This window comes from Terribium retamae (assembly GCF_022347545.1).
Lineage (GTDB): Bacteria > Pseudomonadota > Alphaproteobacteria > Rhizobiales > Rhizobiaceae > Mesorhizobium > Mesorhizobium retamae.
The window spans coordinates 105772-117933 of the sequence record NZ_JAKREW010000015.1 but is presented as its reverse complement, the minus strand read 5'-3'; the positions used below and the strand labels follow the sequence as shown (position 1 = coordinate 117933).

Genomic DNA, 12162 nt, shown 5'->3' with positions numbered 1-12162 from the left:
GCCGGCTTGTGCCGGAGCTGGTGCGACGAAAGTCGAGGCATTGGCCAGCCGGGCGCTGGTGCCGGGCGTGGTCGCCAGGGTGGCAGGGCTGTCGGCATGCTGCTGCGGCGTGGCACCGGCGAAGGCGTTTCCGGCAGCTTCGGCCGGAAGTGCTGCAAACTGCACTGGCGTCAGACCGGAAGATTCCGGCAGCACCGAGACTTGTTCGGGTAGCGCCAGCGCAAAGCCCGCGTCGGCCTCGCTCACAGTGGTCGTGGCGGGAGCCAAAGACGGCTTGACGGCAGTCGTTGAGGTGCAACCGGAGACGCCGGCCGCAGCCAGGAGAATGCCGATCGACAGGGTGTGGGTTGTTGTTCGCAAGCCGCGCTCTGTTCGTGCAAATCGTTAAATGCTCCTTACACCACCACTTTTGGTCGGGCAACATGGCCGGCTGTTCGTTTTCGGGTGGCGAAAAGCCGTTAAACATGCAAAATTGTTCATGATTTGTACCTGGAACGCCGTTGCCTTTCCCGGAAACCGGCGCCGGAATGGAAGGAGCCTGACCATGCAGACCGCCATTGAAAACAATGTCGAAAAAAATCTCGCCGTTACGCCCGGCCATGCCATTTTCTCCACAGCGCTCGGTTTCATGGGCATTGCCTGGAACGAACGCGGGCTGACCCGCCTGTGCCTGCCGCAATCGAGCGCTGAAAGCCTGGAGCGCCGGCTGTTGAGACTGGAGGGCGTGCCGGGCAGGCGATACGACGAAGCCACCGCTCCCGGGTGGACCGGTGAGCTGATCGAGGCGATCAAGGCCTATGCCGCCGGTGAAATGGTCGATTTCTCGGCGGTGCCGGTCGACCTCGACGGCGTCGACGACTTCCGCCTCGCCATCTACGACGCCGCGCGCAAACTCGCTTTCGGCGAAACCACCACCTATGGCGAGCTCGCCAAGCGCGCGGGTCACACTGGCCTGGCGCGCGAAACGGGTGCAGCGCTCGGCGCCAATCCGGTTCCGCTGGTCATCCCATGCCACCGCATCACCGCGGCCGGCGGCAAGATAGGTGGCTTCTCGGCCCCGGGCGGCTCAGCCACCAAGGAAAAGATGCTGGCCATGGAAGGCGTGCGCGTCGGCCCGCCACCGTCGGCGCAAGCCTCTTTCGGTTTCTAATCCAATCCGGCATCGCGCCTGGACAGGATGGCGTCTGGTCGAACCGTCATCCTGATCCGCTTCCTTGCAGGAGCGTCACGCTCAATCGAACGGCAGGATAAAGCGGCGCCGCTCGAAATCCGGCCGCTTGCATTTGTACACAGGACAAGATCCGGTATCGGCGCTCGGGACGGAGGCGCGGCTTCGCCATTCGCCCATGTCGCAGAATTCAACACTGGCGACATAACGGTCATAAAGCGTGAGGCGCGGATTGCGCGGGGATCGGTAACGCAGGATCACAGCACCCTCGCGATCGATCAGCCCCAGCACCCGGTCGCAGCTCATGCGGGTGGGGTCGTAGCGCGAAATCGCTTGCGCCTCGGCTGCGACAAGCGAAAGACATGCTGCAAGCAGGATCGTTTTTTTCATGGCCTCCTCCGGCATGAAGTATCGTGTCGGTCAAACTACGCCGATGCTTTGCACCTTGCCAGTCGCACTATGTGTTGCAGCGCGTACCCAACAACACCGCCTTGTTTTCAGTGAAAAAGTCGCTTATATGCGTTGCGTTGATATTTGGGCCGATTGACCCCATGCCTCGCGATCTTCGCGTTTGCTCCCGTCTTTCTCCAAAATCTCGATACCCAAGGCCGGCGTGGTCCGGCCTGAAGAAAACGCAAGTGAATGTGAAGGAACATCGATAATGGCAACTGGAACGGTCAAGTGGTTCAACGCCACCAAAGGCTTCGGTTTCATCCAGCCTGACGCCGGCGGCGCGGACGTTTTCGTCCACATCTCCGCTGTGCAGCGCGCTGGCATGACCACGCTCAACGACGGCCAGAAGATCAGCTACGAGATCGAGCAGGACCGCCGTACCGGCAAGTCGTCCGCTGGGTCTCTGTCGGCAGCCTGATTTGGCGCAAGGCGCGCGCCGGGTGAAAGCCTGGGGCGCGCGGCAAGTCACGGATGTACTGACGGTCGCGCGATAAGCGCGCCGGAGTGGGAACGGCAGGATCGTCGAAGCGGCAGATTGCCGCCGGCACCACCAGAAACACTCCGGGTCAGGCTAGCAGACCTAACGAAAGGCGGGATTTTTCCCGCCTTTTTTGTTTTTTGGAAAATGCGTCAGCCAGGGGCTACGAACGCCTGCGCGATCGTCTTGAACACCGGCATCGCTTCCAGCTTCGCCGCATGGGCGGCGAGATTCGGAAAAGCGGACATTTCGATCATTCCCGGATGCGCGTCGTTGAGAAAGCGCAACGCCGCCGCCAGCGCGATATCGACGTGACCGATACGATCTCCGCACCAGAACGCGCTTGTCTGCGCCGCTCGATCTGTTTCGAGCGTTTCGAGAACCCCCTCGATCTGCAGCCGGCAGCGATCCATCCACATCTTCGACGCCTCCGTGTGAAGGCGTTTCTCATAAAAAAGGCTGACCGCCTTGTCTGCCATGCCGGTGGCAAGCGCCGCCGCTTTCAGCGCCCGGCGACGCAACGGCTCCGTGCGCGGAAACATCGCCTGTTCCGCAGGAACCAGGCTGTCGAGATAATCGAGCATCAGATGGCTCTCGATCAGCACCTCGCCGTCGTCCAGAACCAGTGTCGGCACACGGGTGAGCGGATTGTAGGGCCGGATCTTGTCGGCCTCGCCGAACGTCGACCAAGGCCGGTGTTCGAAGGGAATGCCGTAAAGGGTGAGCGCGATGCCGACCCGCCTGACGAAAGGTGAATCATATTGCCCGATGAGGATCATGCGCTGCCCCTACCCCCAAGTTCCGTCAGCTGTCTGTGACCTGCCTCACGGAAGCCATTCGATCGGCACATGGCCGGGGTCTGCTTCCACCCGCTTCAACCAGGCCCCGATCGCCGGAAATGCCTTGAGATCGAACCCGCCCAACTCGGCCGTGTGCGTGTAGGCGTAAAGCGCGATGTCGGCGATGCTGTAGGCGTTTCCAGCAAAGAACGCACTGTGCTCGAGCCGCTGCTCCATGACGCGGAGCGCCTTGTTGCCGCGCTCCAGTGTCGTGGCCAGTCGCTCCGGGGTTGCATCCTTCGCCCGCTCCGGAAATGTCAGAAGCGCCTTGCGCACCGCGATATATGGCTCATGGCTATACTGCTCGAAGAACAGCCATTGATAGGTCAGGGCGCGCTCATAGCGGTCGGCGGGCAGGAAGCGCGTGCCTTCGGCGAGATAAAGCAGGATAGCGTTGGATTCGGCGATACGCCGGCCGTCATCCAGTTCCAGCATAGGCACCATGGCGTTGGGATTCTTGGCCATATAGTCCGGCGTGCGTGTTGCACCGTTGTGGGACGAAACCTCGACATTGGTGAAGGATTGGCCAAGCTTGGCCATGAGCAGACGCGGCTTATAACAATTGCCGCTGTCGATCATGCTGTAGAGGATGGTCATGGCGTCTCCCTTCAAAGCAGCGGTTTGCCTGAGCCAACCCACCGCATCCAGTGATTTCTTTTGGTGAATACCGATAAGCGGCGTTGATGGATTGTCGGCTCCGGATCGTGACGGGCGCCCGGCACCGATAACCTGCATATCCGGGAAAGCGACACCACCCGGAAAGGGCTGACGGGAAAAAACACGCTGACACGGAAGTCGCGCGTCTACTGGACAATCCGCTTGCCGAAGGTCTTGGCGGGCCGCGGTGCATTGGGCGGCGCACGATGGGTGGCTTCGCTGCTGCCCGAAGGACCAGGCTCGGGCATCTGCATGGTGTTGGCATAGGCGCGGAAACTGGTCGGCGCAATTTCAGGCTTCGCCAGCACAAAGCCCTGAACCATGGAAGCGCCGGACTTTTCGGCGAGGTCGAGCTGCCAGGTTTCCTCGATGCCTTCGAAAACCGTACGGATGCCACGGCCTTCGAAAGCCGCCACCATGGTCATCAACAGCGCGAATCCGGCGCCCGATTCCATCAGCTGCGTGATCCACTGCGCATCGAACTTCACGATGTCGGGCCTCAACTCCTTGATCCGGTTGATGTCGGAATCGTCTGCGCCGTAGTCGTCCACCGCGATGCGGAAGCCGTTTGCACGCAGCTCCTCGACAAAATTGTACAGCACCTCCTTTGAGGCCGAGCGCTGCTCCGTGACCTCGCAGACCACGCGCTGCGGGTCGATATCGGCTTCGTGCAGAACCAGGCGCATCTCGCGCAAGGCATTGGCAGACACAGATTTGTCGATAAAGACCGACGGATCGAAATTGATGAAGATCGAGGCATCTGTCGGCAGGCAGGTTCCGGCATTCAGCAGATGCAGGGTGCGCGTCAGCGCCTCGATATGCAGCCGTTCGGCCGGCGGGCAGCTGGCAAAGAACTTGCCGGGGGATTCCGGTTCGTCATTGCGAAACGGCCGGATCAGGCCTTCGAAGGCAGTGATCGTGAGCTTGCCGTCCTGAAAAGCAAAGATGGGCTGGAATGCACTCTTGAGCGTGTACAGGCCCCACACCCCGGTCGAGGTGCCATCATCGTTACGGATGATATGAGCGAGCCCGATGCTGCGCGACACTGTCCCTCGCTTCGCCGCGTACGAAATCCTGGCAACTCTAACGGCCAAAGGTTTTACCGCGCGTTAACGATCCCAAATGGCCCTGCGAAGCCAAAACCGAGCCACTGGCTCAGCAAACGAAGCTTGCGCTTGTTTTGCCGATACGACAATAGAGACCCCGCTGCCGCCTTTGGCAGCTTTCTATGGAGATCCTGTCATGGCCTTCCTCGCCGACGCACTTTCCCGCGTAAAGCCTTCCGCGACCATCGCGGTCACGCAGAAAGCGCGCGAGCTGAAAAACGCCGGACGCGACATTATCGGCCTCGGTGCCGGCGAGCCCGATTTCGACACACCGGACAACGTGAAGAATGCCGCCATCGAGGCGATCCGGCGCGGCGAGACGAAGTACCCGCCGGTCTCCGGCATCGCTCCGCTGCGCGATGCGATCGCCAAGAAGTTCAAGCGCGAGAACAATCTCGACTACAAGCCGGAGCAGACCATTGTCGGCACCGGCGGCAAGCAGATCCTGTTCAATGCCTTCATGGCTACGCTGAACCCCGGTGACGAGGTCGTCATCCCCCGGCCCTATTGGGTGAGCTACCCCGAGATGGTGGCGATCTGCGGCGGCACTTCGGCTTTCGCCGAAACCAGCATCGACAACGGCTTCAAGCTCACCGCCGAAGCGCTCGATAAGGCGATCACGCCGAAGACGAAATGGCTGGTGATGAACTCGCCGTCCAACCCGTCGGGCGCGGCCTATACGGAAGCCGAACTCAGGGCGCTCGCGGACGTGCTTTTGAAGCATCCGCAGGTCTGGGTGCTGACCGACGACATGTATGAGCACCTCACCTATGGCGATTTCGTCTTCAAGACCATCGCCGAGGTCGAGCCGCGGCTCTACGAGCGCACGCTGACCATGAACGGGGTCTCCAAGGCCTATGCCATGACCGGTTGGCGCATCGGTTATGCCGCAGGCCCGCTGCCGCTGATCAAGGCCATGGACATGATCCAGGGCCAGCAGACGTCAGGCGCCTGCACGATCGCGCAGTGGGCTTCGGTGGAAGCCCTGAACGGTCCGCAGGACTTCGTCCAGAAGAACAAGGCGATCTTCCAGGCCCGCCGGGACCTCGTCGTGTCGATGCTGAACCAGGCCCGCGGCATCACCTGCCCGTCGCCGGAAGGTGCTTTCTATGTCTATCCGTCCTGTGCCCAATTGATCGGCAAGAAGACGCAGGCCGGAAAAGTCATCGATAGCGATGAAGCCTTCTGCTCCGAATTGCTGGAAGCTGAAGGCGTGGCGGTGGTGTTCGGCTCGGCCTTCGGCCTCGGCCCGAACTTCCGCATCTCCTACGCGACCTCCGAAAAGCTGCTCGAAGAAGCCTGCACTCGTATACAGCGCTTCACAGCAAGCCTCAGCTGATCGCGGCAAGGGATTCGAAAGATTGTAAAAAAGCCCGGTTTCGACCGGGCTTTTTTGTTGGAAGGCAACTGTCCGTCAGCCTTGATATTGTTCGTCGCTGACTGGTTCCAGCCAGTCGACCGGCGAACCGTTGAGCGCTTCCTGCATGGCGATATGGGTCACGGCCGTCTTCTGAGCAGCGCCATGCCAGTGCTTTTCGCCGGGCTCGAACCAGACGGTATCGCCTGCCTTGATCTCCCGGATCGGCCCGCCCCAGCTCTGCGCGAGCCCGGCGCCCGAAACGACATGGATCGTCTGTCCGAGTGGGTGGGTATGCCAATGCGTGCGTGCACCCGGTTCGAAACTCACCGACGTCGCCCTGAGACGGGCCGGCGCCACTGCCTCGATGATCGGGTTTTGCGTCACCCGGCCGGTGAAATAGGCGTCTGAAGCAATGATTGTCGGCACACTGCCGCAGGCGATGATCTTCATCGAATTCTCCTTTCACTTCTGCGAATTGAGACCTTTGTCGGCCAAGCTTTCGCGCTCGTCATCTATTTTCCTTGCCCTGTTCCCGAACCCATGTTTCGATGTTTTCGGGCCGCTGGCAAACGCCGCCGGTCCGCGACGGCCGACAGGCCGGCCGCCGCTCTCAGCGGAATGCCTGAGTGGAGGTCAGCATGGGTAATCGCGCCGGAGGACGACGCTCGGGACCGAAATGCATTGCCATAGTCGGTCCCTTCGCAAGCGGTAAGACGACACTTCTCGAAGCCATTCTCGCCCGAACGGGCGCCATTCCACGACAGAACCCGGTCTCGTCCGGCAACACCGTATCGGACCATTCTCCCGAAGCCCGCGCCCATGCCATGAGCGTCGAGGCGACGGTCGCCACAACCGAGTTCATGGGTGACCAGCTTACCTTTGTCGACTGCCCCGGCTCGATCGAATTCGGCTTCGAGGCCGAGCCCGTCCTGGCAGCCTGCGACATCGCCGTCGTCGTTGCGGAGGCCGACGAGAAAAAGATCCCTGCTCTGCAGCTCATCATGCGCAAGCTGGACGATCTCGGCGTGCCCCGCATCCTCTTCCTCAACAAGGTCGACAAGGCGATCGCCGGCGTGCGCGAGACGCTGAAGATGCTGCAGCCGACGAGTTCCGTGCCGCTGCTTCTGCGCCAGATTCCGCTGCGCAAGGATGGCGTCGTCATCGGCTCGATCGATCTCGCTTTGGAACGCGCCTATATCTACCGCGAATATGCCGAAAGCGAGGTTGCAGAAATCCCCAGCGACGACAAGGCGCGGGAGATCGAGGCCCGCTTCTCCATGCTGGAAACCCTCGCAGACCATGACGACCAGCTCATGGAGCAACTGCTGGAGGAGATCGAACCGCCGAAAGATGCTGTTTTCGACGACCTCGCCGCGGACCTGCGGGCCGGCACCGTCACGCCAGTGCTGATCGGCACGGCCGAGAAAGGCAACGGCGTTCTGAGGCTCCTGAAGACGATCCGTCACGACGCGCCCGATATCGAAGCCACACGCAAGCGCCTCGGCGCGCCGGAGGGTTCGGCCACCGTCGTGCAGGTGATGAAGACCATCCACACCCCGCATGGTGGCAAGCTTTCGGTCTCGCGCGTCCTTTCGGGCCAGGTCAACGATGGGGCCGAGCTGTTCCTTTCCGACGGCAACAGCGCAAAGGTTTCCGGCATCTACCGCATGCTCGGCAAGGATCAGTCGAAGCTGGCTTCCGCCCAATCAGGCGAGACGGTCGCGCTCGGCAAGCTGGACGATGTTCGCACCGGTCAGACCCTGACCTCGGCCAAGGGTGGCATCAAACCGCTGGTCGAACTCGTTCCGCCACAGCCGGTCTTCGCCTTCGCGCTGCGACCGAAGGAGCGTAAGGATGATGTGAAGATGTCCGCGGCCATCCAAAGACTGGCCGAGGAGGATCCTTCGCTCAGCCTCAAACACAATCAGGATTCGGCCGAAACGGTGCTATCGGGTCACGGCGAGATGCATCTGCGCGTGGTGCGCGAGCGTCTGGAAGGAAAGAACCAGATCGCGGTCGAAGGACATGCGCCCGCGGTGCCCTATCGCGAAACCATCCGCAAATCGGTGCAGCAACGCGGCCGCCACAAGAAACAGTCGGGAGGCCATGGTCAGTTCGGCGATGTCGTGCTGGAGATCAAACCATTGCCGCGCGGCAGCGGCTTCCAGTTCACCGACACCATCACTGGTGGCGTGGTGCCCAAGACCTATATCCAATCAGTCGAAACGGGCGCGCGCGACTATTTGAAATGCGGTCCGCTTGGTTTCCCTGTCGTCGATGTCGCCGTCAATCTTTCCGACGGTTCCTACCACTCGGTCGATTCCTCCGACATGGCATTCCAGATGGCAGCGAAGCTCGCGATGAAGGAAGGCATGGCGAGCTGCTCGCCCGTGCTTCTGGAGCCGATCATGAAAGTCGAGATCTTCACCCCCTCCGACGCGACGGCCAAGATCATCGCGCTTATCCCGCAGAGGCGCGGGCAGATCCTCGGCTACGATGCCCGTGCCGATTGGCCGGGTTGGGATGTGGTGGAGGCGACCATGCCGCAGGCGGAGATCGGGGACCTCATCATCGAACTTCGATCGGCGACGGCAGGGGTTGCCAGTTACCGGGCGAGTTTTGACCATATGGCAGAGCTGACCGGGCGTCTCGCCGACGAGGTGATGAACACCAACGGCAAAGCTGCCTGACGACATCGTCGGCGCTCAGCTGAAGCGCCGGCGGTTCCCTCCCGAGCGAGACACAAAAACGGCGCCCGGTCTGACCGGACGCCGTTTTCGCGGACCGCTTTCTTGGGAGAAAAAGACGTCAGGTCCGCCGCATGAGATCCAATTCAGGTGGGTTCACCTCAACCGGAAGAATTAAGCTGGACGCGACCGTTGCCAGAGCCCGAACGTGGAGAGATGCCCCCATCCCTCGAACGATTCTGATCGCGTCCTAGCTACCTGCATAACCGCTAATTCGCTCTTTGACATGTTACTTGGGGTTACACGTGACCGTTACATGACGGATTGCTAACGGATCGGCCGAAAAATCGAAATCGATTTCCGGCAGCCATGCCAAGCCAACGGGGCATTCTGGTTCGATCGTATCTGGACCGTGCAGCAAACAGCCCCGTCATCGCTCAACGGTGAACCTGGTCTTACCAGCGGTCGTTTCGACCGCCCCAGACAGGGCTTGATACGGGCAACAAAAAAGCCGGATCGCGAAGACCCGGCTAAGTTGAATGGAAGTGCCCGTTAGGGCTAAACCTCCAGAGGGGAACACTCGAGGGCGCTAATGGGAGGAGAACGCGCCCAGGAGATGAATGATATATGGGCGCATCTTGCCCAATAAACAAGCACCTATTTTGCATCGCACACATGCAAAAAGTCATAGGCTGTGGTCTAACGCACATTTCAAGCCCATAGGGCCAGAAAAGCAGCACATTGCACGGCGACGATCAACCGGCGCTGCAAATCTATGCATTCACCATTGCCGGCACAGTTAGTTGCCTGACGCGGAAACAGGCAGTGGCGGGACATCGGTATACTATCCCGCGGGAGGAGCGATCGGAGAACGTCATGAGGCGCAGAAGTTCGGCCATCGTCGGCAGCGCTGTGTTCTTCCTGGCCGCGCCCTGCGTCGTCGCCGGCGTGCTGCCATGGCTGATCCTCGATCGCTACCGGCTTCCCTTCTCGACAAACCTGGCTTTCGCGGCAGCCGGCTGGCTTCTGATCGGCGTCGCCATTGTCGTGCTTCTGCATTCCTTCGGCCGCCTTGCCCTAGAGGGCATGGGCACCCCCGCGCCGGTGGCGCCGACCGAGAAGCTGGTGGTCGGCGGCATTTATCGCCATGTGCGCAACCCTATGTATGTCGCCGTACTTTCGATCATCGCTGGTCAGGCGCTGCTCTTCGCCAGCTTGGACCTGTTGCTCTACGGGGCCGTGATCGCCGCGGCCATGGTCTCGTTTGTGCATTTTTACGAGGAGCCAACGCTGAGCCGGCGTTATGGCGAGGAGTACGACGCCTACCGCCACGCCGTGCCCGGCTGGCTACCGCGGCTGACACCTTGGCGTGGCGAGTAGCCGGTCATTCTCGGCAGAACGTCGGAAAAGCATCCAGTCAGTACGACCAGTTGCGGGCCTTGGCGATAATGAAGTCGCGGAAGACATGCAGCTTCGCCTGGTTCTTCATCGCGTCCGGATAGGCAAAATAGGTGTCGAAAGACGGAACTTCCGTTTCTGGCAGAAGCTGCACCAAGCCGGCATCCTTGCCCACCACATAGTCCGGCAGCATGGCGATGCCGGCGCCGCCCTGTACGGCACGCTTGATCGACAGGATGTCGTTGATCTGCAACGTCGGCACGCGCTGGCCGCTTTCAAAATCGCCCACCGTCTCCAGCCAATTGAGTTCCGACAGGTGTGTCGGCACCGGCACGCCGAAAGTGACGATGCGGTGGCTCTTCAATTCCGCCACGGTCGCCGGCTTGCCGAATTTGTTCACATAGGCCGGCGAGGCATAGAGATGGAAATGCACGGTGAACAGGCGCCGCTGGATCAGGTCCGGCTGCTGCGGCTGCCGCAACCGGATCGCGCAATCGGCCTGCCGCATGGTGAGGTCCAGCTCCTCATTTGCAAGGATGAGTTGGAGGTGGATTTCCGGATAGAGGTCGATAAATTCCTGCACGCGGTCGGTCAGCCAACCCGCACCCAGGCCAACCGTCGTCGTCACGCGCAGAATGCCCGAGGGACGATCCTTGGATTCCGCCAGCCTTGTCTTGATCGATTCCAGCTTCATCAGCACGTCATGCGCCGTGCGGAACAGCATCTCGCCCTGTTCGGTCAGAACAAGCCCGCGCGCATGGCGATGGAACAGCGGCACGCCGACGTCATGTTCCAGCGCGCTGACCTGTCGCGAAATCGCCGACTGCGAAAGATGCAGTGTTTCGGCCGCATGCGTGAAAGACCCAGCCTCGGCTGCTGCGTGAAACACGCGAAGTTTGTCCCAATCCAGCGCCATGATTCCCCTCGTTTCGTTTTGGCGTCTGAAGGAAGATTTCGGAGATTCTGCGGCTACTCTGCCGCTTCCCGATGAACCTCAATCCCTGCGAGATATTTTTCCGCCTCGAGCGCCGCCATGCAGCCCATACCTGCCGCCGTCACCGCCTGGCGGTAGATGTCGTCCGTCACGTCGCCCGCAGCGAAAACGCCAGGGACGTCGGTGCGGGTCGAATCCGGGGCCGTCCACAGATAGCCATTCGACTTCTGCTTCAGCTTGCCGGTGAAGAGTTCCACGGCCGGCGCATGACCGATCGCCACGAACACGCCGTCGACCAGGAGTTGGCTTTCCTGGCCCGTCGCCACATTGCGCAGCTTCAGCCCTTCGACTGAAGGCGGCAACGGGGTCTTGCCCGGGCGCCCGGTAATCTCGTCCACCACCGTATCCCAAATAACGCGGACGTTTTCCTTCTGCAGCAAACGCTCGCGCAGGATCCGTTCAGCCCTGAATTCGCTGCGGCGATGGATGACGGTGACCGTCTTGGCCAGGTTGGCGAGGTAAAGTGCCTCTTCCACTGCCGAATTGCCACCACCGATCACCGCAACATCCTTGCCGCGGTAGAAGAAGCCGTCGCAGGTGGCGCATGCCGAAACGCCGAAGCCCATGAAGGTCTGCTCCGAAGGAATGCCCAGCCACTTCGCCTGCGCGCCGGTGGCGATGATCAAAGCATCAGCCGTGTAGGTTGTGCCGGAATCGCCCTTCGCTACGAACGGGCGAACGTCGAGATCGACTTCTGTGATGATGTCGTTGATGATCTCCGTGCCGACATGCTCGGCCTGCTTCTGCATCTCGCTCATTAGCCACGGTCCCTGCACGGGATCGGCGAAGCCCGGATAATTCTCCACATCCGTGGTAATCATCAATTGGCCGCCCTGCTGGAGGCCGGCTACCAGGACAGGCTTCAGCATGGCGCGGGCCGCGTAGATGGCTGCAGTATAGCCCGCCGGTCCGGAACCGATGATGAGAACGGGCGCGTGCTTGACGGTCATGGAACGGCCTTTGCAAAAAACGGCCGCACCGAGCGGCCCGAACGAGCGGCAATTGTTGCGCGCAATGTAAGT

12 protein-coding genes and 1 pseudogene are annotated in these 12162 nt (G+C 61.0%); 5 read left to right on the top strand and 8 right to left on the bottom strand.

The window, feature by feature from the left end; all coding sequences use genetic code 11:
• Positions 1 to 360 (bottom strand): annotated as a pseudogene (locus tag L4923_RS16495) (lytic transglycosylase domain-containing protein); the annotation flags it as partial.
• A 184-nt stretch (positions 361 to 544) separates the two neighbouring features.
• On the opposite strand from L4923_RS16495, the gene L4923_RS16490 reads away from it, so the two are divergent.
• Positions 545 to 1150, top strand: a complete 606-nt coding sequence (locus tag L4923_RS16490) for a methylated-DNA--[protein]-cysteine S-methyltransferase (protein WP_239366967.1) — start codon at positions 545 to 547, stop codon at positions 1148 to 1150.
• A gap of 81 nt (positions 1151 to 1231) precedes the next feature.
• On the opposite strand, the gene L4923_RS16485 is transcribed toward L4923_RS16490, so the two are convergent.
• Entirely contained in the window at positions 1232 to 1558 is a 327-nt protein-coding gene (locus tag L4923_RS16485) for a hypothetical protein (RefSeq protein ID WP_343303443.1), read from the bottom strand.
• 271 nt (positions 1559 to 1829) lie between these two features.
• Here L4923_RS16485 and L4923_RS16480 point away from each other — a divergent pair, with 271 nt between their 5' ends.
• Complete coding sequence (locus L4923_RS16480) at positions 1830 to 2039, top strand: cold-shock protein (RefSeq protein ID WP_239366964.1); 210 nt, start codon at positions 1830 to 1832, stop codon at positions 2037 to 2039.
• Between the two features lie 212 nt (positions 2040 to 2251).
• On the opposite strand, the gene L4923_RS16475 is transcribed toward L4923_RS16480, so the two are convergent.
• The 3 genes from L4923_RS16475 to L4923_RS16465 all read right to left on the bottom strand — a co-directional run bounded on the left by L4923_RS16475 (position 2252) and on the right by L4923_RS16465 (position 4641).
• A complete protein-coding gene (locus tag L4923_RS16475) occupies positions 2252 to 2878 on the bottom strand; it encodes a glutathione S-transferase family protein (protein ID WP_239366963.1) in 627 nt (208 codons plus the stop codon).
• Positions 2879 to 2923: 45 nt separating this feature from the next.
• Positions 2924 to 3535 carry a glutathione S-transferase family protein gene (locus L4923_RS16470; protein WP_239366962.1) on the bottom strand — a complete coding sequence of 204 codons (612 nt, stop codon included), beginning with the start codon at positions 3533 to 3535 and terminating at the stop codon, positions 2924 to 2926.
• Between the two features lie 206 nt (positions 3536 to 3741).
• On the bottom strand, positions 3742 to 4641 hold the full coding sequence (locus L4923_RS16465) for an EAL domain-containing protein (RefSeq protein WP_239366961.1): 900 nt from the start codon (positions 4639 to 4641) through the stop codon (positions 3742 to 3744).
• Positions 4642 to 4837: 196 nt separating this feature from the next.
• On the opposite strand from L4923_RS16465, the gene L4923_RS16460 reads away from it, so the two are divergent.
• Positions 4838 to 6040, top strand: a complete 1203-nt coding sequence (locus L4923_RS16460; protein WP_239366960.1) for a pyridoxal phosphate-dependent aminotransferase — start codon at positions 4838 to 4840, stop codon at positions 6038 to 6040.
• A gap of 75 nt (positions 6041 to 6115) precedes the next feature.
• On the opposite strand, the gene L4923_RS16455 is transcribed toward L4923_RS16460, so the two are convergent.
• On the bottom strand, positions 6116 to 6511 hold the full coding sequence (locus L4923_RS16455; RefSeq protein ID WP_239366959.1) for a (R)-mandelonitrile lyase: 396 nt from the start codon (positions 6509 to 6511) through the stop codon (positions 6116 to 6118).
• Positions 6512 to 6699: 188 nt separating this feature from the next.
• Between L4923_RS16455 and L4923_RS16450 the strand changes: the two genes are divergently transcribed.
• Both L4923_RS16450 and L4923_RS16445 read left to right on the top strand, forming a co-directional pair.
• Positions 6700 to 8751 carry an elongation factor G gene (locus tag L4923_RS16450; protein ID WP_239366958.1) on the top strand — a complete coding sequence of 684 codons (2052 nt, stop codon included), beginning with the start codon at positions 6700 to 6702 and terminating at the stop codon, positions 8749 to 8751.
• An 873-nt stretch (positions 8752 to 9624) separates the two neighbouring features.
• A complete protein-coding gene (locus tag L4923_RS16445) occupies positions 9625 to 10128 on the top strand; it encodes a methyltransferase family protein (protein ID WP_239366956.1) in 504 nt (167 codons plus the stop codon).
• Positions 10129 to 10165: 37 nt separating this feature from the next.
• Here the strand turns inward: L4923_RS16445 and L4923_RS16440 are convergent, their stop codons facing one another.
• Complete coding sequence (locus L4923_RS16440; RefSeq protein ID WP_054310737.1) at positions 10166 to 11062, bottom strand: LysR family transcriptional regulator; 897 nt, start codon at positions 11060 to 11062, stop codon at positions 10166 to 10168.
• 53 nt (positions 11063 to 11115) lie between these two features.
• Positions 11116 to 12090, bottom strand: coding sequence for a thioredoxin-disulfide reductase (gene trxB / locus L4923_RS16435; RefSeq protein WP_239366953.1), 975 nt, complete (start codon positions 12088 to 12090; stop codon positions 11116 to 11118).
• Between the last annotated feature and the right edge of the window lie 72 nt (positions 12091 to 12162).